This window comes from Algibacter marinivivus (assembly GCF_003143755.1).
In the GTDB taxonomy this organism is placed as follows: Bacteria; Bacteroidota; Bacteroidia; order Flavobacteriales; family Flavobacteriaceae; genus Algibacter_B; species Algibacter_B marinivivus.
Map to the genome: position 1 here is coordinate 140396 of NZ_QFRI01000002.1, position 25226 is coordinate 165621.

The window sequence follows — 25226 nt, forward strand, 5'->3', positions numbered from 1 at the left end:
TAACTTTTACTCTTTTTATAGATTTTATAAATTTTAAATTGTATTTATAAAAAATATATGCGTGCTTTACAAAAAATAGAAGCATGTGTGGTATATACTTAACCAATATTCCTTATGAAGAAGATCTTGTTAGAAATAAATTAGAAACAATTTCTTTCAGAGGTCCTGATTATACTGGTATTGAAAAAATAAATAAATTAACTCTTGGGCATCTTCGGTTATCCATCCTAGATTTAGATTCACGCTCTCACCAGCCTATGGTGCACGAAAATCTACATATCGTATTCAATGGTGAAATCTATAATTACAAAGATATCAAGAAAGAATTATTAGCAAAGGGGCATAATTTTAATACGGAAAGTGATACTGAAGTCCTCTTGATAGGTTACAAAGAATGGGGAGAAAGTATATTACAAAAAATAAACGGCATGTTTGCATTTTGTATATATAACACTTCAACAAATACAATTTTTTCTGCTAGAGATAGATTAGGTGTTAAACCATTTTACTACTATTGGAAAGATGGCCAATTTGAAATCTGTAGCCAAATAAGGCCTTTACTTAATGATAAATCTATAAATGAAGAAGCTATTTCTATGTTTTTAGATTGCAAATTTATCCCAAGTCCCTACACAATTGTTAATAATGTTAATAAGCTTCCACCTGGGTGCTTTATGAAAATCGATTTAAACACCAATAAATTTGAGATTAAAGAGTATTGGAATTTAGATTATGTGAAAATTCGTAACATAACTTACGAAAAAGCTAAGCAAGAACTTCACGATTTATTGATAGATTGTGTAAAAATTAGACTTCAATCTGATGTCCCAATTGGTTCTTTTTTATCTGGAGGAATAGACTCAGCATTGGTTTCAAGTATTGCGGCAAAAGTATCAGAAACACCTATAAATACTTTTTCAATAGGATTTGACAATCCTAAATATGATGAAAGTAAAATAGCAGAACAATATGCAAAAATTATGGGTTCAAAACATAAAACTACCATATGCAGTTCTGATGATATTTTAAAATTAATACCAAAACTTGTAGAAGTGTATGATGAACCTTTTGCAGACAGTTCAGCTCTGCCTTCCTTATTATTAAATTCAGTAACTAAAGAGTATGTAACTGTAGCGCTTTCTGGAGATGGTGGTGATGAAAGCTTTATTGGCTACCATCATTTCAATTCACTTGTTAAAAACGAGTCGATAATGAACATTCCTTATGGAATAAGGAAATTTCTATCAAAGCCCATTCTTTTGAATCTATTTCGTTTAAACACCCACAGAGTTAGAAATGCACTTAATACCAAAACTAAAAATGATTTCATAGAAAACATCTTTTCAAGAAAAGGCTATCTTTTAAATGAAAAGAAACAAGACTATATGAAGCATTATCAAGGATATAAAAAATGGTCTTCAAACTTCTTGCAAAAAGCAGCAGATTTAAATATTAAATTATGGCTAGAAAATGATAGTAATGCCAAAGTGGATCGTGCAAGTATGGCTTATTCTGTGGAGGTTAGAAGTCCTTTTATGGATTACAGAGTTATTGAGTTTGCAAGATCGTTACCTATGTCTTTTAGATATGAGAAAGGTAGACAAAAAAAGATTTTAAGAGATATTCTAAAAGAATATATTCCTGAAGAAATATTTAACCAACCAAAAAAGGGGTTTGCAGTTCCTATTGGAGGTTGGATGAGAAATGAATTAAAAGAAGAATTCCTATCTGCTTTGAATGATGATTTTTTAAATAAAGTACCAAACTTAAACGTCAATAAATTTAAAACGATACTAAACGAACATATGACAGAAAAAGATGATCATACTGAAAATATTTGGAAATTGTATGTTTTAAGTAAATGGTATAAAGAATTTGGGTTTAGATAAAATATCTAAACCCAATTCAATTATTTTAACAAAATTTCCTTGTTCTTGTTGCTTTGTTGCTTATTGATCAACTTGAAAGCTGTAAATTAAAATATTAGGGTAGTTTTCATGTAAATCATTACCTAAGGGATTAAATGTATCTGGATTCAATCCTCTTTGTATAATCCATGAATTAGGTACGACTCCTGTATGCGTAGTTTGATTATGTTCATTAACTACTACACCAAAATTTGCTTGGTTATCTGGCAGCCATTGTCTTTGAGGTATAACCCTATGATTACTTTGTGTTCTATTTTCTGGGTTACTTGTAACTAATCCAGACGGGTCTTTCCAATCAAATCTTTCATTACTATCCCATTGATTATAAGCTTTTAAATCTAAATCATCCAGAACAGTAATAGCATTACCATTATTATCTAAAACTTTATTAGAACCCATTTCTCTATTTTGTACTCTAAGCAAAGTCGCTGAACCATCAGGCAATGGTTCAGTATAATTTAATAAAGGGAACATAGTTGATGTAAAATCAGTTGGCAAAATCGCTCTTTGACCTGGTCTACCTTGATATAAAATAGTATTGTCCTGCCCGTTTGCGGTTAAATCTCTTTCTCTAATATTATTTTGATTATAAACAAGAGGTGTTTGATTCAGGTTTAAATGATGATTAGGAACGTTTTTGTAGTAGTTTCCAATAACATTCATTTGTACATCACCGCCTGTTCGCATACCTAAATTTAATAAATTATATGCAGCATTTCCAATCATATCAAATCTACCATTACCGTTAGGATTTGGCATTCTTTTACCAAGTGTATGCCAAAAATTACCAAGTATAGAATAATCATAACCTAATGTGTAATCATCAGAATCACCCATTAAACTACCTGAATGACCGTAAGAAATAATACTATTTTGTAAAGTAAAAGTATGTGATGAATTTCTAGTTGATATTGTTTCATCACCTCCAAAAGAAAAACTACAATGGTCTACTATAACATTATTACAACTTAAAAACTCTAAAACATCTGAAGAACTTGGATCATGCAATAGAGATCTACCTCTCCATAATCTAAATCTTAAATATCTAAATGTTAGATTACTGGAATTTTTAAATTTCGCACCGTTATTTACTATGGTAATACCAGGAGAAGGTGCTGTTTGGCCTAGAATAATACAATTATTTACTGTTCTAGCATCATCATGAAAGCTTTGATTCCAATCAATTATACCAGATACTCTAAAAACTACAATAGTATTATCACCAATAGCACTCCAAAAACTACCAGCACCAGAGTCATTTAAATTAGTAACCTCTTTAACTGTATATGTTACATTATTATTATAAGCATATGCACCAGCGCCTTGTGCTTTTGGAAATGCTCTTGTTTCTCCTAAGAATTCATTATAATCATTATTTATATTTTCTTCAACAGTAATTAAAACCTTAGCTATATCACAATTATTAGAATCTAAAGCATCGCATATAGTGTACTCAAATGAATCTTCTCCAAAAAAATCATCATTTGGAGTATAAACAACAGTGTCATCTAATAGAATATCTGGAGTGCCATTATTATTAATAACTAAAGTACCATTAGATGGATTTGTATTAGATACAGTAATACTTACTGGCAAATTTTCATCATTAATATATGCTTCAATATCTACTGGGGTATTTTGCATAGTATTTACAATATCATCTACTGCATCTATAAAAACTGTTTCATCCTCTGCATTAGGAGTTTCTTCTTCAGTTTCTTCAGTTTCTTCTTCTACTATTGACGATTCTTCTACAACAAATATTTCTTCGTTATTACATGAAGAAAATATTAATAAAAAAAACATAATAATAGTCAATACTTTTTGGGTTTTAAGTAGGTATTTCATTTTGTAATTAGATTTATAGGGGCATCAAATATATATACTTTAAAACGAATTAATATGCATTTCATCGAAAATTTGTGTTTTTTTGTAAGAAAAATTCAAAAATATGCGTTTCATCGATTTGGTAATTGGTTGATATACGTTGGGTATTTTGATTTAGATTAAAAAATTTTAAAAAAAAATCATTTTAACGCGAAAATAAGTAGTTAGTCGGCTATTTAAAAGGATTGTTAATAACCTTTTAAAAAAAATTGCAATCAATTTAATCTTTATTTCTTTATGAAATAAAATGTAAATTTGAACTATGAAAAAAATTCTTAATAGCATTTCTATAATACTAATAGCTATATCATTAATTAAGAGATTTTATAATCTTAGATTACAGAGATAATTTTCCAATAAAGCCAAATTCATCTGAAACTACAATAAATTCAATTGATAGTTTGTACAATAATCATGGTGAAACAAAAAAAATTTGAACTTACAACTGACTCTTATTCAAAAGGTATAAATTACTGCTAGGGTTTAAATGAAACTGAAATTCCTTTTTGGAAGAAATATATACTCTATTTTTATCAAAGTCTGAAAAAGTTTAGTTAATCTTGGAATTATTAATTCTACAAATACACGTTTTTCAAAATTTGATAGTGGTGATTATAAAATATATTTAGGAAGAAGATTCGGTATATGTTCCCAAAACAGTTTGGTTTTTCTGATTTATTAAGCGATAGTTATGATATCAATACGAAAATAGTTGGTTTAGAAGGACATGTGGTTGTATATTATAAATCTAGTACCTTAGAAATGTTTATTGCCCCTTCTCTAGGAATAAGTTTTGAAACTGATTACTATAAAACAGATAGTCAATTAAGCTCCATACAAAAGATTACCTTCCCGGATTTAGGTAAATGCTTTAATCAAGAAGAAAATACACTGCCTGATGAATATGGAGACAAAGGTTACAGACCAATATTTTTTGTCTTTGAAAAACTTATTAATTTATTAAAATATTTGTTACCCTTAACAATACTATTCTATTTAAATACTAGCTATTTTAAAAAATTATTTAGAAAATAAATTTGCTATTCTAATTTTTTTCATGTCCAACGAAGAACCTAAAAAGATTGCTCTAGTTAAAATAAATCTTAAAAAAAACAAATATATAAGATATGAGATTGTTATTGATATAACTAACAAAACAACTCTACTTAACCCGAAATTATTCCTAAGAGAGAGTTGTATTGGTTGATGCAAATACATTATCACCATTGAAGCTTTACCAATCTCTGAAAAAAAATTTTTAAGAAAATGTAATCTTGAAATTATCTTAGAGATAGCAATAATAACAAAAATCAGAAAAACACTTGATATAAAAGTTAAACCTGGAATTCCATACATAGCATACTTCATATCATATGTATTATTTTTAATATAATAAGACCCAATTATGATAATAACACCTATTACAAAAACTAAAATTGTGTTTAACTTGATATTAAATTCTTTGCACAAAAAACCAATGTAAAAAATTGGTGCTGCTGCAAATACTACATTTGCATTCCATGGTAACCAAAAATATGGAAAAAATATTGAGTTTATATAACTTAATGCCAACATCAAAAAAACCATAATTATACTAATTTTAATATTGAATTTTATTATAATATAATTCATTAATTGTTGAGTTAAAAACAAACAAGTTACAAACCAAAACACACCTAAAGAGCCACTTAACATTCTGCCACCCAACAAAGGGCTCTTAATAAAAGATAATATTCCACTTATTTTAAATTCTGGAAAACCTCTAAAAGCAAAGTATAAAGGAATAAGAAATGAAGCATAAGGTATTATTAAATGCTTAGTCTTTTTAACTAAATACTCTTTAAAATTTTTATTAGGTTTTAAAAGGTAACCAGAAATAAAAAAAAACAATGGCATATGAAAAATAAACATTGTTCTACTAATATCCCCATCATAAATATGGCCAATTACTACACAAATCATCCCAAAACCCTTGATAACATCAATCCATGGTAGTTTATTCATTTTTCACTTATTTATTTCAAATGTATAAATTTCTCTTATATTTCTTAAAATACAAATAGCTTAATTTTTTCCCTTCATTACTTTAGAGTTTTTACCTTGTCTAAAGATATTATTACACTCTCATCGATAAAAATTAAAGGTTTAACAATTTTTTAGTTCATTATAAATCTAATTTCACATATTTGCAGCACAAACTTATAATAACAATATTAGTTTAACTTCCCTCATAAAACCCAAATCGAAAATGAAAATATTAGTTACCGGAGCCGCTGGATTTATAGGCTTTTTTACATCGAAAGTTTTATTAAGTAATGGCCATACAGTTGTTGGTCTTGATAATATTAACGATTATTATGACACAAATCTAAAATTCAATAGGCTAAAACAGCTAGGTATTAATAGCCAAGAGGCAACCATATTCAACAATTTATGCAATAGTCAAACAAATGCTAATTTTTCATTTATAAGAATGAATTTAGAGGATCGTGAAGAGCTTCCAAAACTCTTTGATGGGCAAAAGTTTGACATTGTGTGTAACTTAGCAGCTCAAGCTGGTGTAAGATATAGCTTAGAAAACCCAGAATCATATGTGGATTCAAACTTAGTCGGATTTTTAAATATCCTTGAATGTTCTAGAAATTTCAAAATAAAGCACCTTGTTTACGCAAGTAGTTCTAGTGTTTATGGATTAAATAAAAAGATACCTTTCTCAACTGATGACAATGTAGATTATCCAATCAGCTTGTACGCAGCCACAAAAAAAAGTAATGAATTAATGGCACATACTTACAGTCATTTATTTAAAATTCCAACAACTGGTTTGCGTTTTTTTACTGTTTATGGGCCTTGGGGCAGACCAGATATGGCGATGTTTTTATTCACTGATGCTATAATAAATGATAAACCTATAAAAGTATTCAACTACGGTAAAATGGAACGCGACTTCACGTATGTAGACGATATAGTTGAAGGTGTTGTTAGAATTATTGAACACCCAAATAAAGATAGAATTGAAAAAAATGATTTATACAAAGTGTATAATATAGGTAACAACAATTCTGTAAAATTATTAGACTTTATTAAAGAAATAGAATTAAACCTAGGAACAGAAGCTGAAAAGAATATGCTACCAATTCAACCTGGTGATGTTGAACGTACTTGGGCAAATGTAGACGATTTAATAAAAGACTATGATTATAGCCCTAGCACTTCAATTAGCCAAGGTGTTAAATCTTTTGTAGATTGGTACAAATCATATTACAAATAACTTATTATCAGCCATATATTGTCGTTAAAAATCATATTAATTTTACTACTATGATTTTCATCGTAAAAAACATCTAGTTAATATAATAATAGTATTTCTTTAAATATTTTTTTACATATTTGCGGCAGCTATTAACAACAAACCCAAATTGAATGCTACAAAATCTACAAAATAAAACCATATTGGTTACTGGTGGAGCTGGTTTTATAGGCTCAAATCTATGTGAAACATTGCTTTCTAATAATATTAAAACAGTTTGCTTAGATAACTTCTCAACTGGTAAACGTAAAAATATTGAGCCTTTTCTTAACAATAAGAACTTTAAACTTGTTGAAGGAGACATTAGAAACCTTGAGGACTGTAATAAAGCTTGTAAAGGTGTAAATTATATATTACATCAAGCCGCTTTAGGATCTGTTCCAAGATCAATAAACGACCCAATAACAACAAATAATGTTAATGTATCTGGTTTTCTAAACATGCTTGTTGCTGCTCGTGATGCAAAAGTAACTCGTTTTGTTTATGCAGCTAGCTCATCAACTTATGGAGACCATGAAGCTCTTCCTAAAGTTGAAGAAGTTATTGGAAAGCCTCTATCGCCATATGCCATTACAAAATATGTAAATGAATTATATGCAGATATTTTTCAAAAGTCCTATGGATTAGATACTATTGGTCTACGCTACTTTAATGTTTTTGGAAGAAGACAAGATCCCAACGGAGCTTATGCAGCTGTAATACCGCTTTTTGTAAAGCAACTTATTAATTATGAATCCCCTATGATTAATGGAGATGGAAGTTACTCAAGAGATTTCACATATATAGATAATGTTGTTCAAATGAATTTGCTTGCCATAACAACAAATAATGAAGAGGCATTAAACACTGTTTATAATGTTGCGTATGGTGATAGAACTACATTACTTGAATTAACCACATTATTAAAAGAACATCTTTCAAAGTTCGACGATTCTATTAGGAATGTAGAAATAAAGCATCGTGAAAATAGAGTTGGTGATATTCCTCATTCATTAGCATCAGTTGAAAAAGCAAAAAAATTACTAAACTATAACCCAAAATATGATATTAATGACGGCATAAAAGAAGCTGTTAATTGGTATTGGGAAAATTTATAAGATTTCAGCTAATTATTAAATTAATCGACAAAATGCTTGTTTTTATCGATTAATTACATAAATTTGCGATATCTATAACAATAAAACCTAAAAAAAATTTTTGCAAACAATTAGGTTTAATAATTTAAAATTGAATTTAGTAAAACTTTAAAAGTTATTTACTATAAATTATATAACACATAATTAAAATGAAAGTAACAAAAATTTGTTGTATTGGTGCAGGTTATGTTGGAGGTCCAACCATGGCAGTTATTGCAAAGAAAAATCCAAATATTAAAGTAACAATCGTAGATATCAATAAAGCAAGGATTGATGCTTGGAACGATCCTGATGTTTCAAAATTACCAATTTATGAACCAGGTTTAGCTGAAATTGTTAAAGAAACAAGAGGAAAAAACTTGTTTTTTTCAACTGAAATAGACAAGGCAATAAATGAATCAGAAATGATTTTCATATCTGTTAACACACCTACCAAAACTTATGGTAAAGGAAAAGGAATGGCTGCCGATTTAAAATATGTTGAACTTTGTGCCAGAAATATTGCTGAAGTTGCAAAAACAGATAAAATTGTTGTTGAAAAATCAACTTTACCAGTAAGAACAGCTCAAGCTATTAAAAGCATTTTAGATAACACAGGTAGTAATGTAAATTTTGAAATTTTGTCAAATCCTGAATTTTTAGCTGAAGGTACTGCTATCCAAGATTTATTGAATCCAGATAGAGTTTTAATCGGTGGAGAATCTAAAGATGCAATTGAAAGCTTAGCAAATATTTATGGAAGTTGGGTGCCACAAGCACAAATTTTAAGAACAAATGTATGGTCTTCGGAGTTATCAAAACTAACTGCTAATGCATTTTTGGCACAACGTATTTCTTCAATTAACGCTATTTCAGAATTATGTGAAAAAACAGAAGCTAACGTTGATGAAGTTGCAAAAGCAATTGGTATGGATTCTAGAATTGGTCCTAAATTTCTTAAATCCTCAGTTGGTTTTGGTGGATCATGTTTTCAAAAAGACATACTAAACCTTGTATATATTGCTAGGAGTTATAATTTACAAGCTGTTGCCGACTATTGGGAACAGGTAATTATTTTAAATGACCATCAAAAAAGACGTTTTGCTGATCATTTAATTAGCACACTTTATAATACTGTTTCCGGAAAAAAAATAGGTTTCTTAGGTTGGGCATTCAAAAAAGATACTAATGATACTAGAGAATCCGCTGCAATATATGTAGCCGATCATTTATTAAATGAACAAGCTAATATAGCTGTATATGATCCAAAAGTGTCAAATGAAAAAATACAATCAGACTTAAACTACTTGAATACAAGATCTGAAGAAGAAAATAATAAGTTGGTTCAAGCTACTGATACTCCTTACGAAGCTTTAAAAGATGCTCATGCAGTAGCTATTATGACTGAATGGGATGAATTTAAAACTTATGATTGGGAAAAAATATATACAGAAATGAAAAAACCTGCTTTTATTTTTGATGGTCGAAACATACTCAACAAGTCAGAAATGGAAAAAATTGGGTTTGAGTATTCTTCAATTGGTCAATAAAATATTATGAACAAAGAAAAAATAGCCATTATAGGATTGGGATACGTGGGATTACCTTTAGCCCGTTTATTTGCAACTAAATATTCAGTTGTTGGTTTTGATATTAATGAAAAAAGAATATCTGAATTACAACAAGGAAAAGATCTTACTTTAGAAATTGAAGATGATGTTTTAAAAGCAGTTTTAAAGGATAATGCTAATTCAAATATTGGCTTATACTGTTCATCAAATATTGATGATATAAAAGATTGTAATTATTATGTAGTAACAGTACCTACACCAATAGATAAAAATAATAGACCAGATTTAACACCTTTATACAAATCTAGTGAAACTGTTGGGAAAGTTCTCAAAAAAGGAGATATCGTAATATATGAATCAACAGTATACCCTGGAGTAACTGAAGATGAATGCGTACCTATTTTAGAAAAAATTAGTGGGCTTAAATTCAATTCTGATTTTTTTGCAGGATATTCACCAGAGCGAATTAACCCAGGAGATAAAGAACATACCGTAGATAAAATCTTAAAAGTTACAGCTGGCTCTACTCCTGAAATAGGAGAAAAAGTAAACAATTTATATGCTAGTGTTATTACAGCAGGAACTCACCTAGCTCCAACTATTAAAGTTGCTGAAGCTGCCAAAGTTATTGAAAACTCACAAAGAGATATCAATATTGCTTTTGTAAATGAGTTAGCAAAAATATTTAATTTAATGGACATTGACACGCATTCGGTTTTAGAAGCGGCAGGAACAAAATGGAATTTTCTTCCTTTTAAACCAGGGTTAGTTGGTGGTCATTGTATTGGGGTTGATCCGTATTATCTAGCACAAAAAGCTCAAGAAGTTGGTTATCACCCAGAAATTATTTTAGCTGGTAGACGTGTTAATGATAGCATGGGACAATATGTTGCTAGTGAAGTGGTAAAAATGATGTTAAAAAATGATATTAAAGTAAATGGAGCAAAACTCTTAATGCTTGGTATAACATTTAAAGAAAATTGCCCTGATGTAAGAAATACAAAAATAGTAGATGTTATAAAACACTTAAAAGAATATGGTTTAGAGGTTACTATTTATGATCCATGGGTAAATTCTGAAGAAGTTAAACATGAATATAATTTAGAGGCATCAAATTCTATTCCTAAAGATACTTTTGACACTATTATTCTTGGTGTATCTCATGATGAATTCTTAAATATGAACTTTGATGATTTGTTAGCCGATAATGGACTAATATATGATGTGAAGGGTATTATTAAAGAAAATGTGTCTGGTAGATTATAAACTATTTAACTAACAGAAACAAGGTATGCTTTTCAATTCGTTTGAGTTTATAATTTTCTTTTTTATTGTATTTTTTATTTATTATAAATCATACAACAACCTAAAATTTCAAAACACCCTTTTATTAGTTTCTAGTTATGTCTTTTATGGTTGGTGGGATTGGAAATTCTTATCTCTAATAATAATAAGTTCTGTTAGTGATTATATTATTGGTCGTGCCATTGATGAAAATAACAACCAAGAAAAGCGAAAACAGCTTCTTATTTTAAGCCTGTTTATTAATCTAGGCATCTTAGGCTTTTTTAAATATTACAACTTTTTTACTGAGTCGTTTACCGATTTTGTTTCTTTATTTGGATTTGAAACTAACCCATTCCTATTAAATATAGTTTTACCAGTTGGGATTAGCTTCTATACATTTCAAACTATGAGTTATACCATAGATATTTATAGAAATAAAATGAGAGCTAATAAAAACTTGTTGGAATTTATGACTTTTGTCTCGTTTTTTCCTCAGCTAGTTGCTGGTCCAATCGAAAGAGCTTCTCACCTACTCCCACAATTTAGTAAAAAAAGAAAGTTTGATGTAAATGAGTTTAAAGAAGGGGCAAAACAATCATTTTGGGGCCTTTTTAAAAAAATTGTAATTGCTGATAATTGTGCTTTCTATGCTAACCAGATTTTTGAAAACTCTGACAGCTATCCTGGAAGTGTATTAGCAATAGGTGTTATTTTATTTGCATTTCAAATTTACGGCGACTTTTCTGGCTATTCTGATATTGCAATAGGTATTTCAAGAATGATGGGGATTGATTTAATGCAAAATTTTAAATCTCCATATCTCGCTGAAAATATTCAAGATTTTTGGAGAAGATGGCACATATCACTATCAACTTGGTTTAGAGATTATGTATACATCCCTTTAGGAGGTAGTCAAGTAGATTCAAGTTTTAGAAGGTCTTTAAATATAATCATAACATTTACTGTAAGTGGATTTTGGCATGGTGCTAATTGGACATTTATTATTTGGGGTGCATTACATTCTCTATTTTATTTTATTCAAACAGGATATAGTAAAAACATGAAATCTGTAAAAATACTTCCAGAAAATTTTGTTAAAGTATTTAATATTCTAATAACATTCATAGCTGTTTCATTTGCTTGGATATTTTTTCGCGCAGAATCTTTCTCACATGCAATAAATTATATTTCTGAGATATTATCAAATACTTTATTTGTTAATCCTATCACTTATTTTAAAGGGATGGGATCGTCTATTCAACCCTTCATTATTATTGTTAGTCTTATATATTTAAGTGTATTTGAGATTTCTAATAGAAATGCATCATATTCATTTCAGGTTGGACACTATAAAGCGCCTTACAGAACATTAATATACTGTTCGTTATTATTATTGTTAATATTCTTTAGAGCTACCAATGGCTCCATTGATTTTATTTATTTCCAATTTTAAAACTTACTACTATGAAAAAGATTTTAATAAAACTAATACCATATCTAGTAGTATTTCTATTAATCAATATTATTTGTTATAAAACTAGTGATTTCTTTAAGCAAGAAAACAAATATTTAGACAGAATAGAAACCACAATTAATTCACAATCAGAAATTATTTTTCTTGGTGACTCTCATGTTGAAACCATAAAACTTTTAGAATTATCAGATAATATTGGAAACCTAGCATTTGGTGGTGATGGTATTAACGAAATGTATATTAAAATATTAACAATGATTGAAAACAATAAAAGCTTAGAATATGTTTTTATTGCCACTGAACCTCAAATTTTCAATAATACACTTTCATCAAACAGTACTTTTTTAAATAAGTATTTATTTCAAATAGATAACGAATTAAATATTTATAACAAGTCAAAATTAAATTTATTAACTGAAAGAGTACCATTATTAAATGATAGCTACTTAAAATTTGTTCTAAATAAAATTTATTCAAATTTTAAACCAGAAAGTACAGATTTAAAGAAATCATGGGTTGATTATACATCATTAGAAAGAATTGAAATTGCTACTAAAACTGGTAAAATAGACCACAGCTCTATAATGAGCAATGAAAAGTATTTAAAAACTTACAAACAAATAGTTGAAATTTGTAAATCAAAAAAAATCAAGGTAATAGGAATAAGGTTTCCTGTAAATTCCAATTATCTAAATCAGTGTAAAAAAAATGATCTTATTAAAGTTGATAGTTTTATTAAAGAATTAAAACTTTATAAACATTTAGATTATTCAAATAGAATGAAAGACCCTAAATATTTTCATGATGAAGATCACCTAAATAAAAAAGGGGTTAAAAAATTATCAGAAATTATTTATAGTGATTCAGGCATAAAATTAACAAATTAAGAATTGGTTTTAAATACATTAAAAAAACAAATACTTCAATTATGGATAATTTAATTTCGGTTATAGTTCCTGTATACAACGCAGAAAAATATTTAATGCGTTGTGTAAAAAGTATTTCTAACCAAACATATAAAAATTTAGAAATTATTTTAGTAAATGACGGATCCTCTGATGATAGTCAATCAATTTGTGAATCCCTTTCCAAAGAAGATTCAAGAATAAAACTAATAAATCAAAAAAATGGAGGATCGAGTATAGCAAGAAATACTGGCTTAGAAAATGCTAATGGAGATATTATATCATTTATTGATAGTGATGATTTTATTGAAGATACTATGTTAGAACAAATGATACGCTTGATGCTAGACAACAAACTGGATGTAATTGAAATAGAAAGAAATGCAGTATCTAATACCAAAATTTTTGATAATAGCTTTACAATTGAAGACCCAATTGTTTCAACAGAAAGAATAATTAAAACAACAGCATTTCAAGTTTGGAAAAGAATTTACAAAAGGCATGTAGTTGAAAACATGAGGTTTATACCTAACATAATTCATCAAGACGTATTTTTTACTATTGATGTTATAAACAAAGTACCTTCTATAGGCTATTTAAATAGTCCATTGTATATATACAACAGAGAAAGCATAGGGATAATTAGAAGTAAATATTCCGAAATGAAAAGAGATATTGCAATAAGGGCAACTGAATATATAGCAGCTAATATCCAGAAACATCCTAAATTAGAAAAAGTAATGAATAGTTATATAGTTAGTTATTATACGGATCATTATTTTTTATTAAGTAGAAACAATAAACTAGATAAACAAAGAACATATCGAAAAAAGTTAAAAAGAGAAATATTTAAAGCATATGATTTTTCAAAGATAAGATTACGTTCATTTTTAGTAATTGCAATGCCAACTAAATTTATGGAGATAATTTCTTCTTCATATCAATCAATTAAAAGATAATAATAATAAAAAGTGCAATTTAAATGTCTAGACTAGCATTAACCATAAAAAACGCTTGGATTGCCCTTTTTTTTCATATTGTATATGTAATAATACAGTTTTACTCTAGAAATATTTTTCTTGACAATTTAGGCGATGAATTTATAGGAATAGTAGGCACTTTAAAAAGTATTTTACAGTTTTTAAACTTATCAGAACTTGGCATTGGTGCAGCAGTAGGTTTTTCACTTTACAAACCTATCTATGAGAATAACAAAGAAAAAATAAACGAAATCATTGGTTACTTAGGGTTTCTTTACAAAAGAATTGGCTTTTTTGTTTTTACAGCAGCATGTTTACTAATTTTATTTTTTCCTTATATTTTTCAGAATACAACAATCAACCTAGGTGTAATTATATTTTTATTTGTTGCATTATTAACTAGTAACCTATTAAGTTACTTTTTTGCTTATCATGTATTCCTTATGGAAGCTGATCAAAAAGGTTACATGAGTATATCTATTAATCAATCTGTTTTTGTTCTAAGGCTTATTCTTCAATGTTTAGTTTTAATTTATTTTGAAAATGTATTGTATTGGATTGCCTTAGAGCTTACAACGCCATTTATATATATATTCTTATTAAGAAAAAAAATAAAAAAAACATATCCATGGTTAATTTTTAAATTCAAAACTACACCTGAGATTAGACAAAGGAACAAAGCTTTGCTAAAAAAAATAAAACAACTAAGTTTTCACAAAATTGGTGGGTTTGTTTCCAATGGTACTGATAACATATTGATATTTTCATTAATTAGTCCTGCAACTGTAGCATTTGTTGGTAATTACCAGCTTGTAATGAATAATATTAACACATTAGTAGGGCAAATTTTTAAAGGTACTAATGCTAGCGTAGGTAATTTAGTGGCAGAAAATGATATCAATAATATGACAAAAGTTTTCTGGGAAATGATGGCTTTGCGGTTTTTCTTTGCAGGTTGTGCTTCAATTATGCTTTTTGTTGGGTTTGATGATTTAATTACTATTTGGTTAGGTGAAAAATATTTAATGTCTAATTATATACTTTTAGCTCTAATTTTGATATTTTTTATTTTACAAGTTAGACAACCTGTAGACAGTTTTAAACAAGCATATGGCTTATATGCAGATATATGGGCACCTCTAGCACAAAGTATATTAAATCTATTATTCTCAATTATATTTACCATAAAACTTGGTGTTATTGGAGTATTTATAGGCACAATTCTTAGTCAAACATTAATCGTTTTAATTTGGAGGCCTTATTATTTATTCAGTAAGGGCTTTGAAATAAATAATATTAGATATTGGAAAGGCTTTTTATGGCATATTGTCTACTTAATTTTATCAGGTATAATTTTTTACTTTTTATTTGATTTTATTGGTTTATGGAAAACCAGTAACTTATTTTCCTTAATACTAAAGGTTTTTAAGTTTGGAATTACTTTTACAGTAATTTATTTTTCAATTTTGATATCTTTAAGCCGAGGGTTTAAAAACTTAGTATACAGATTGGTAGGATATATTAAGAATAGAACAAAAAAATAGAAATTATTTGAAATGAAATATATTCTTGGTGGCTTTTTAATTTTATTCTCTTCTTTTGCAGATATATTCTTGTTTAGAATTCATATTGTTCCATTTACACCTTCATCTTTTTTGTTACCACTTTTTATAGTGTTTTTTTTAATAAACTATTCAATAAAAGATTATTTAGACATTTTTAGGTCTCACAGTTTTAAGGTTCTTTTTTTTATTCTTGCATTTTCAATAATATATGCTGGATTTTCTGAGGCAAGCAGTACAATAATCATTGAAAAAATTGTATTAAATACCATTACCTTATTACTATACACTTTTGCTGTACATTATTTTAGAACAGAAGATAGAAAAACTGTTACTATAGTAATGTCATTAGCTTTACTAGTATTAGCTGGAAGCATATTCTATGATTTTTTTATTGGCTTTAACTATAACGCAAGATTAGCACAAAGCTCAAGAAAGGGTGGGTTTGGAGAAAATCCAAATCAAGCAGCTTCTGCTGTTAAATTTTTATCACTAGCTGTACTATTATTGGTAAATGAAACCAAAAAAATAAGATATACAGTTGTTGTCATAATGGTAATAACAGTTTTCTTAACACTTTCAAGAAGTGGAATCGTATCAGTAGTTTTAATCTTAGTTTTTGGAACCACAAATAATTGGAGCTCAAGATTTGAACTAAGTGGAAAAGCGATTTTTACAAGTTTTTTTAAAATCACTATTCTTTTTTCAATTTTATATATTGGACTTTTATCATTTTCTGAAATTATGAAAAAGACAAATCCAGCTTTTACTAGGGGTGCAGCAGGAAAGCGTTTAGATGCTTTATTAGGGCAATCAAAACAAAGCTCAAATAGTAACAGTGGAGGAACATTAAGTAACACTAGCGGTCGGGGTACTCTATTGTTCGATTATTGGGAAGACTTTCAAGATTGGCCTTTAGGTTATGGCACGGGTTATACTTCAGATAAAAATTTCAACAAATTAAACACTCATAATTACTTTTTATATTTAGCACTTAACTTAGGAATAATAATGTTTTTAGCTTATATATTTTATATTTTTTATAGTATAAAATTGGCTGTACAATATGATCAGTTTTATTATCTAATTTTTATGGTTCTAATAATTTTTGAAGGATTTATATCTCATTCCATTTGGTATGAACGTCCATTAGTAGTTTGTTTAGCCCTTTTTGATAGCCATATTTACAGGAAGAATTTAAATGAACTCGATTGATTACAAAAAAATAATCATATGAAAAAAAAGAAAAAAATAGTTTTTGTACTCCCTGAAATAACAGCTGGTGGTGCAGAAAGAGTTATGACATTCTTAGCACAAAATCTATCTAAAGAGTATTTTGACGTTTCGTTATGGGCTGCAGGATTTGAAAAAAATACAATATATAATGTTGATGGTGTGAACGTAAAATATTTTAATAAACCAAGGGTATTAAAAGCTACTCCAGGGTTTTTCTTTGCTTTAATAAAAAACAAACCGGACATAGTTATTAGTTCAATATCACATCTAAATACTGTTATGGGTTTATTATCTATTTTCTTCCCAAAAACTAAGTTTGTAGGAAGAGAAGCTAACGTTTTAAGTATAAAAAAACAGTTTGGGGGTAAAAAGAAGAGTTTCATTAGTAAAATTCCTTTTTCAAAAATAGGTTATAAATTATTAGACATTATCTTATGTCAATCAAAAGATATGTTTAATGATATGAAAACCAATTATAATATACCAACCAGTAAAATGCGTATTATAAACAATCCTATTACTGACGCTTTCACTCTAAAATCGCAGAATGCTAAAAAAGATGATATTGTAAAGTTTATAACTGTTGCTAGATTAAAAAAACAAAAAGGGCATGAACGCATTATTAAAGTTATTTCTAAATTAAATTTTCCATACCAATACACTATAATTGGAGATGGTCCAGAAAAAGAGAGATTATTTGCACTAATAGAAGAACTTGGAATTAAAAAAAATATTAAGCACATACCATATACTAAGGAAGTTCCAAAATATTTAGCAGAAAGTGATTTTTTTCTTCAAGGTGCATATGTTGAGGGATTCCCTAATTGTTTAATAGAAAGTTGTTCTGTTGGCACTCCAGTTTTAGCATATAAAGCACCGGGCGGTTTAGATGAAATTCTTGAACTTGAAGTTAATGGCTTAATTGCGGATAATGATGATGAATTTTTACGAAACATTATTAAATCTAAAACCGAAATTGAATGGGATCCTAAAAAAATCAATCACTCTGTAACAAAGAAATTTAATAAAAAAGTAATTCTTCAAAAGTATGAGGAATTATTTCTAGAATTAGCCTCATAATTTAATGAATTTAGGAATTTTAATATACTCGTTGTCTGGTGGTGGAGCTGAAAGAGTTGTATCTCACCTTCTAGCTTATTGTAATGATAAAAACATAAGTGTGCATTTAATTTTAATGAGTCCAAGTATAAAATATGAAATACCAAAAAACATTAAAATTCACTACATAGAAAAATCAAATCCAAAGGAAAGTGGTATAATAAAAACACTAAAAATTCCTTTTTTAGCATATAAATATTCTAAGCTCATAAAAAAGCTAGAGATTACACATAGTCTAAGTTTTTTGACTAGACCTTCTTTTATTAACGTAATTTCAAGTAAAATTACTAGTTATAAATTTAAAGTTATAACTAATGAGCGTGCTTTTCCTAGTTTGCAATATGGGTATAAAGACTTTCAATCTTACTTCAATAAAAAGATGATTAAGTTACTTTACAAGCAATCAGATATTGTTATTTCTAATTCCTATGGAAATGCAACAGACCTAATTGATAATTTTAAAGTCCCTTCTGATAAAATGAAGGTTATTCATAATCCGATAGATTTAGAAAAAATAAGCAAAATAGATCCCCAAAATAATTATTTTGATAAACAAAGATTTAATATAATCACGTTAGGACGTTTAGACATTGGAAAAAATCATACTATGCTTATTGACGCCATTAGCAAACTAAACAATCCAAAGTTACTATTATATATATTCGGTGTTGGAAATATGAAGGCAACATTAGAAGCACAAATAAAAGCCCTTAAACTAGAAGATCAAGTAATACTTGCTGGCTTTGACCCTAACCCATATAAATATCTAAAAAAAGCTGACTTATTTATATTTGGATCTAACCATGAAGGCTTTCCTAACGTTTTACTTGAAGCTATGTCATGTGGCTTACCTATTTTAACCACTAATTGCAAATCTGGTCCGAGTGAAATTATGAAATTAGAAGATGAGCTTAGTAATGATATAATGAAAACTGATTATGGTATATTAGTACCCATAAAGAATGTGGACTTAATGGCTAGAGGGATTAACTATTTCATTTCAAACAAAGATTTTTTAAATAGTACAAAAATTAACGTTTTAAAACGTGCTGAAGATTTTAGAAAAAACAAAATATTAAAAAAATATATAGATACAATTAGCTTAAAACACTAATTAAACTCAAAGATAAATTAGCCTATGTGTGGAATAAACGGAATAATAAATAAAACAAATAGTAGCGAAAAAGAAATCACTGAAGTACTTACTAAAATGAATAATTTAATTATTCATAGAGGTCCAGATGAAGACGGATTCATTACCTCTAAGCAAGACAAATTTTCATTAGGTATGGCCATGAGACGTTTATCTATTATCGATCTTTCTACTGGTAAACAGCCTATATATTCTGACGATAAAAAAATTGTTATTGTTTTTAATGGAGAAATATATAATTACAGAGTGCTAAAAACTAAACTAGAAAATGAAGGTATAGAATTTAAGACCAATAGTGATACAGAAGTTATTTTAAAACTTTATGAAAAATATGGTATAGATTCTTTTAAATGGCTTGATGGCATGTATGGTTTTAGTATTTATGACCAACATTTAAACAAAATATTTATTGCTAGAGACTTTTTTGGAGAAAAGCCACTATATTATACAAACAATAATAATCAGTTTTTATGGGCATCAGAATTGAAATCTATAATAGATGTTTTAAAATTTAAACCTCAAATTTCTAAAAAAGGGTTAAACCTTTTCTTAAGATTGACTTATATCCCTGCCCCCTATTCTATCTATGAAAATATTTATAAACTAGAAGCTAACCATTATATTGAATATGACTTAACTTCAAACAATTTTGAAATAAATGAAATTTGTAAAGAAATTCCTCCTAATGAAAAGAAGGTGAGTTTTGAAGATGCAAAAAATAAAGTAAAAAATTTAGTCTATGAAAGTGTGCAAAGCAGATCTATAGCTGATGTACCACTAGGCACTTTTTTATCTGGTGGTGTTGACTCATCTATTGTTTCATTATGCTTATCACAGTCCACCAATAAAAAAATTGAAACCTTCTCGATTGGCTTTACAGAATCTAAAAAAGATGAAACTGATAAGTCTCAATTGGTAGCAAAATTAATAGGTAGCAATCATCATGAATTTAAAATTGGAGAAGTTGATTTAAAAGATAATATCCATGAAATTTTATTGAATTTTGATGAACCATTTTCTGATACAGCTGCACTCCCCACTTATTTTGTTTCTAAAAAAACAAAAGACTATGTAAAAGTAGCTCTTACAGGAGATGGAGGTGATGAAGTTTTTGGTGGTTATAACAAATACTATGTTGGCAAAATGAATTCGCGATATACAAACATAGTACCTAAATCAATACATAAGATATTACTTAATTCATCAAAGCATTTATTAGCAACTAAAAGGGATAATAGAGGAAAACGCTTCAAAATTAAAAAAATGCTAAAAGCCGTTAGCTATCAAGGTGATCACTATTGGGATATTATTTCGTTGGCCAATACTGAAAAAGAATTATCCAAGATTTTAATACCATCAAATTTTGATAACAATTTATTCAATGAATACCAAGAAAAATTATATAGTGATAAAGCTGAAACACTTACAGAATTTAGGCATATAGATAAAATTTTAAGTTTAGAAGGCGGCATGCTTGCTAAAGTTGATAGAACTAGTATGCAAAACTCTTTAGAATGTAGAGCGCCTTTTTTGAATAAAAAACTATGGGATTATACTAATACTCTACCAGAAAATTACTTAATGAATGGATGGAATAAAAAGCATATTTTAAAAGAAGCTTTTAAAGATCAATTCCCTGACGATTTTTTAGAAAAACGAAAAAAAGGATTTGGCTCACCTGTTGGAAATTGGCTCAAGTCTAGTTTAAAAAAAGAGCTAATAAGTTATATTGATGATAAATGGTTATCTGATCAAGGGCTTTTTAATAAATTAGAAGTAACTAACCTAGTAAAGGACCATTTAGAAAGTAGAAGAGACAGCACATTTAGCGTTTGGGCATTTTACTGTTTTCAAAAGTGGTATAAATATACTTACATTGGTAATAATTAATTTTTAAAAAATTCATCGCATATGAATCAGAACCAAAAAAAAAGAATCTTAATTATTGCTTCTGCTGCAGGTTCATTAAAAAGTTTTAGAGGTGACTTTATCAAAGACTTAACTCTTGAAGGATATAAAGTTTATGCAGCAGCACCAGGTATAGAAGAATATAAAGAGACATATAAATTCCTTACGGATTTAAATGTAACACCTTTAAATTTAAAACTACAAAGGTCGGGCTTGAATCCTATTAAGGATTTTAAGTCAATTAAAGCCTTAAAAAAATTGATTAAAGAAAATAAAATTGATCTCGTATTCCCTTATACTATTAAACCTGTAGTATACGGATCAATAGCAGCAAATTCTTTAAATGTACCAGTAATATCTTTAATTACAGGTCTGGGTTATACTTTTAGCGGCGTTTCCAAAAAAGCAAAGGTTTTGCAAAAATTTTCCCAAGTCCTTTATAGAAAAGCGTTAAAAACTAATAATTTGATTGTTTTTCAAAATATAGATGATTATCAGTTATTTTTAGATAAGAAAATTATGACTGAAAATCAAAAATATGGCATTGTTAGCGGGTCTGGAATAAATTTAGATCAATATAAGTTCAGAAAAAAATCTGCTAATGGAACAAATATTGAGTTTGTGTTTGTAGCAAGGTTGATTAGAGAAAAAGGAATCAATTTATATATAGAAGCTGCAAAAAAATTAAAATCTAAATACCCACAAGCAAAGTTTCATATTTTAGGCAAATCCCCTCAAGGATCACCTTCTGCAATAGATAATACCATTTTAGAAAATGAAAATAAAAAAGGCACTATTATTCAACATGGTTGGGTAAATAATGTTCAAGAGTTTTTAAGTGATTGTCATGTTTTTGTGCTTCCAACTTTTTATCGTGAAGGGGTACCAAGGTCTATTCTTGAAGCATTATCTATTGGAATGCCAATAATAACAACTAACACGCCAGGTTGTAAAGAAACTATAATAAAAAACCAAAATGGAATTTTAATAGAACCAAGAAATTTAGATTCCTTAATTGATGCATTAGAATTTTTTATTAATAATTCTGATAAAATTGAAGAAATGGGAATAAATAGCAGGAAATATGCCGAAAAAAGGTTTGATGTAAACATTATTAATAGGCAACTTATAAGCTCCATAAAAGACGTTTTAGCTTAGATTTTGTATAAATAACTGTAAAACTGACTCTTTTATCCAAGTTAATATGAAGGGTATTTAAACCCAATGATGAAGGAATACAAACAATTATAATTATCTAATAATGAATTCTTTAATTAAAAACCGATTAAATTATTTTAAGTACTTTTTAAAAGACCCAAATAAAAAAGGGTTCTTTAGAATGTGCTTTGAATTAATTCACTTTTGGTGGATAAAAAAAGTGATTCCAATAGATTATTTTAGAAGGCTCCTATACAGAAAAGAAGTAAATAATTATCATGAATATTTGAGCCTAAAAGAATACCGAAGAGTTCTTAATTCTGATAAAATAATTTTTCCTGAAATTGGAGCAATTTTAAACAATAAATTGTGTACTGATATTTATTTTAAAAATATGGAATTGTCTGTTCCAAAAATGATATCGCATAATATGAGAAATCATTTCTTTCTAAATAATAAAACGTACACAGTAAATAACAACAATGATTTAATAAGTTTTTTTAGTAATATATTTAAATCTTATTCTCTAGAAGAATTATTTCTAAAACCTTTAGTTGGCATTGGCGGTGATGGTATTATACTTTTAAAAAAAGAGACCTTAAAGCAACAAATAGAGCAAAATTCTAAACAATTATTTAGCAATAGTTTTATACATCAAGAAAAAGTTGAGCAACATTCTGACATCAATAAAATTCATCCCAAAACTTTAAACACCCTTAGAGTTTTAACCTATATAGACAATAACAAAAACATGCAAATTTTATCTATTGTAATGCGTTTTGGTGTTGGAGATAATATAACTGATAATGTAAGCGCTGGAGGGTTTTATATACCGGTAAATATGAAGACAGGGTGTATAGAAGGTATAGGAAGGCAAGATTTAAATGAAGGTGGTGGTATCTTTATAAAACACCCAAATTCTGGGGTAGTTTTAGAAGGATTTAAGATACCATTTTTTAAGGAAAGTTGTGAGCTTGCAAAATCTGCTGCTAACCACTTACCTTGTAGACTTGTTGGATGGGATATTGCAATAAGTAAAGAAGGCCCTGTTATAATTGAAGGAAACGAAACCCCAGGTATGGTTATGACAGATATTGCATGTGGTGGCCACCTTAAAGACCCATTAGTATTAGAATTACTTGAATTATCAAAAACATGAAACTACTTGAAAAAATAAGAAATCACATCTATTGGTCTGTTCAATATATAAAGAGGTCAGAAGTAAAAAGTCATTATAATCAAATAAAATATATTAATGAAAATTACAATTCTGAGGAAAGTAAAATCATAATAGAAAAAAACTTAAATAAGCTTTTACACCATGCATTGGCAACCGTTCCATTTTATAAGGCAATGAGTGGCTTAGAGTCTTTAAAGGATTTTCCGGTAATAAACAAAAACACCATTACTAGCGACATTAAGTATTTTGCTTCAGAAACATATAATAACAAGAAATTAAAACACGTTTATACAAGTGGATCTACTGGGGCTCCTTTTAAAGTCTCTCAAAACAGATCTAAAGTAGAGAGAAATACAGCAGATAACATATACTTTTCCAATCAAGTAGGTTTTGATATTGGTCATAAACTTTATTATGCAAGGCATTGGACCAGAGTACTAAAAAAAAATAAATTTATTGCATGGGCTCAAAATATAGTTCAAGTTGAGGTTCAAGATTTTAATGATGAGTATATAAAAAAACTTATTAAGGATATTGAACGTAGTAATTCAACAAAAGGCTTTTTAGGGCACTCTTCTGCATTAGAAATGATATGTAAATACCTCGATAAAACTAAAGCTGAACCAATTAACTCTAATGTAAAATCTATAATAGCTATGTCCGAAAGGCTAAATGATTATACAAAAAAAACCATGCAAAAATATTTTCACTGTCCTACAGTTTCAAGATATTCAAATACTGAAAATGGTTTATTTGCAATGCAAAATACAAAATCGAAAAAGGATACTTTTGATATAAATTGGTCGAGTTACATTATAGAAGTATTAAAATTTGATGAAGATGCACCAGCAAAACCAAATGAAGCTGGAAGGATAGTAATTACTGATTTTTTTAATTATGCTATGCCTTTAATTAGATATGATACCGGGGATGTTGGTGTTCTTGACAACAGTGTTTCACCTCCTGTTTTTTCATCAATTGAAGGCCGTAAATTAGATATTATTCTTAATACCAAAGGAGAAATAGTTTCATCATTTCTTTTCTATATAGCCTTTAAATTTGATGCTATAAATCAAACTCAATTCATTCAAGAGGAGAAAAACTTATATACATTAAAATTAAATATTGAACCAAATTTTAATTCAGAAAAAGAAATTATTAAAGAATTAAAATTCATCTTAGGTGATGATGCAATAATTAATGTTGAGTATGTTGACAATATACCGTTACTAAATTCAGGTAAAATGAAACTTACAATAAATAATTTTATAAAATAATTTATACCAAATTTCTACTACTACTCTACACTATTACTGTTTTTAAGCGTTTCATCCATTAAAATTACTTTTTATTATAAGTGTTTTATCATTCATCGATAAAACATTATACAAGAACGTAATATTTACTTAAAAATAACATTTTAGAAAAGATAGTATTATTTTTGATTTTACAT

The 25226-nt window shown here is 28.0% G+C and carries 19 protein-coding genes; 17 read left to right on the forward strand and 2 right to left on the reverse strand.

Features of this window, described 5'->3' with window-relative positions:
* The first annotated feature begins 83 nt into the window (after positions 1–83).
* Positions 84–1889 (forward strand): asparagine synthase (glutamine-hydrolyzing), encoded by a 1806-nt coding sequence (gene asnB / locus DIS18_RS09020; protein WP_109352751.1) that lies wholly within the window; start codon positions 84–86, stop codon positions 1887–1889.
* Between the two features lie 60 nt (positions 1890–1949).
* Here the strand turns inward: asnB (DIS18_RS09020) and DIS18_RS09025 are convergent, their stop codons facing one another.
* Positions 1950–3776: an Ig-like domain-containing protein gene (locus DIS18_RS09025; RefSeq protein WP_109352752.1), complete on the reverse strand. Its 1827-nt coding sequence runs from the start codon at positions 3774–3776 to the stop codon at positions 1950–1952.
* A gap of 684 nt (positions 3777–4460) precedes the next feature.
* On the opposite strand from DIS18_RS09025, the gene DIS18_RS09030 reads away from it, so the two are divergent.
* Positions 4461–4850: a hypothetical protein gene (locus DIS18_RS09030; protein WP_109352753.1), complete on the forward strand. Its 390-nt coding sequence runs from the start codon at positions 4461–4463 to the stop codon at positions 4848–4850.
* On the opposite strand, the gene DIS18_RS09035 is transcribed toward DIS18_RS09030, so the two are convergent.
* Positions 4836–5819: an acyltransferase family protein gene (locus DIS18_RS09035; protein WP_109352754.1), complete on the reverse strand. Its 984-nt coding sequence runs from the start codon at positions 5817–5819 to the stop codon at positions 4836–4838. The two genes, DIS18_RS09030 and DIS18_RS09035, sit on opposite strands and share 15 nt — an antisense overlap.
* 244 nt (positions 5820–6063) lie before the next feature.
* Here DIS18_RS09035 and DIS18_RS09040 point away from each other — a divergent pair, with 244 nt between their 5' ends.
* The 15 genes from DIS18_RS09040 to DIS18_RS09110 all read left to right on the forward strand — a co-directional run bounded on the left by DIS18_RS09040 (position 6064) and on the right by DIS18_RS09110 (position 25050).
* Positions 6064–7086: an NAD-dependent epimerase gene (locus DIS18_RS09040; protein WP_109352755.1), complete on the forward strand. Its 1023-nt coding sequence runs from the start codon at positions 6064–6066 to the stop codon at positions 7084–7086.
* A gap of 152 nt (positions 7087–7238) precedes the next feature.
* The gene (locus tag DIS18_RS09045; protein ID WP_109352756.1) at positions 7239–8222 is read left to right on the forward strand and encodes an SDR family oxidoreductase; all 984 of its coding nucleotides are present in this window, start codon (positions 7239–7241) and stop codon (positions 8220–8222) included.
* 188 nt (positions 8223–8410) lie between these two features.
* On the forward strand, positions 8411–9790 hold the full coding sequence (locus tag DIS18_RS09050; RefSeq protein ID WP_109352757.1) for a nucleotide sugar dehydrogenase: 1380 nt from the start codon (positions 8411–8413) through the stop codon (positions 9788–9790).
* A 6-nt stretch (positions 9791–9796) separates the two neighbouring features.
* On the forward strand, positions 9797–11077 hold the full coding sequence (locus DIS18_RS09055) for a nucleotide sugar dehydrogenase (protein ID WP_109352758.1): 1281 nt from the start codon (positions 9797–9799) through the stop codon (positions 11075–11077).
* 25 nt (positions 11078–11102) lie between these two features.
* Entirely contained in the window at positions 11103–12551 is a 1449-nt protein-coding gene (locus DIS18_RS09060; RefSeq protein WP_109352759.1) for an MBOAT family O-acyltransferase, read from the forward strand.
* An 11-nt stretch (positions 12552–12562) separates the two neighbouring features.
* Entirely contained in the window at positions 12563–13459 is an 897-nt protein-coding gene (locus DIS18_RS09065) for an SGNH/GDSL hydrolase family protein (RefSeq protein WP_109352760.1), read from the forward strand.
* Between the two features lie 41 nt (positions 13460–13500).
* Positions 13501–14436, forward strand: coding sequence for a glycosyltransferase family 2 protein (locus tag DIS18_RS09070; protein WP_109352761.1), 936 nt, complete (start codon positions 13501–13503; stop codon positions 14434–14436).
* Between the two features lie 23 nt (positions 14437–14459).
* Complete coding sequence (locus DIS18_RS09075) at positions 14460–16001, forward strand: MATE family efflux transporter (protein WP_109352762.1); 1542 nt, start codon at positions 14460–14462, stop codon at positions 15999–16001.
* Between the two features lie 12 nt (positions 16002–16013).
* Positions 16014–17234 carry an O-antigen ligase family protein gene (locus tag DIS18_RS09080; protein WP_109352763.1) on the forward strand — a complete coding sequence of 407 codons (1221 nt, stop codon included), beginning with the start codon at positions 16014–16016 and terminating at the stop codon, positions 17232–17234.
* A gap of 18 nt (positions 17235–17252) precedes the next feature.
* Complete coding sequence (locus DIS18_RS09085; protein ID WP_109352764.1) at positions 17253–18335, forward strand: glycosyltransferase; 1083 nt, start codon at positions 17253–17255, stop codon at positions 18333–18335.
* Positions 18336–18339: 4 nt separating this feature from the next.
* A complete protein-coding gene (locus DIS18_RS09090) occupies positions 18340–19488 on the forward strand; it encodes a glycosyltransferase (protein WP_109352765.1) in 1149 nt (382 codons plus the stop codon).
* Between the two features lie 24 nt (positions 19489–19512).
* A complete protein-coding gene (gene asnB / locus DIS18_RS09095) occupies positions 19513–21417 on the forward strand; it encodes an asparagine synthase (glutamine-hydrolyzing) (RefSeq protein WP_109352766.1) in 1905 nt (634 codons plus the stop codon).
* Positions 21418–21438: 21 nt separating this feature from the next.
* The gene (locus DIS18_RS09100) at positions 21439–22593 is read left to right on the forward strand and encodes a glycosyltransferase family 4 protein (protein ID WP_109352767.1); all 1155 of its coding nucleotides are present in this window, start codon (positions 21439–21441) and stop codon (positions 22591–22593) included.
* Between the two features lie 103 nt (positions 22594–22696).
* Complete coding sequence (locus DIS18_RS09105; RefSeq protein ID WP_109352768.1) at positions 22697–23752, forward strand: sugar-transfer associated ATP-grasp domain-containing protein; 1056 nt, start codon at positions 22697–22699, stop codon at positions 23750–23752.
* On the forward strand, positions 23749–25050 hold the full coding sequence (locus tag DIS18_RS09110) for a phenylacetate--CoA ligase family protein (RefSeq protein ID WP_109352769.1): 1302 nt from the start codon (positions 23749–23751) through the stop codon (positions 25048–25050). Before DIS18_RS09105 ends, DIS18_RS09110 begins: the two co-directional genes overlap by 4 nt.
* Positions 25051–25226: the final 176 nt, after the last annotated feature.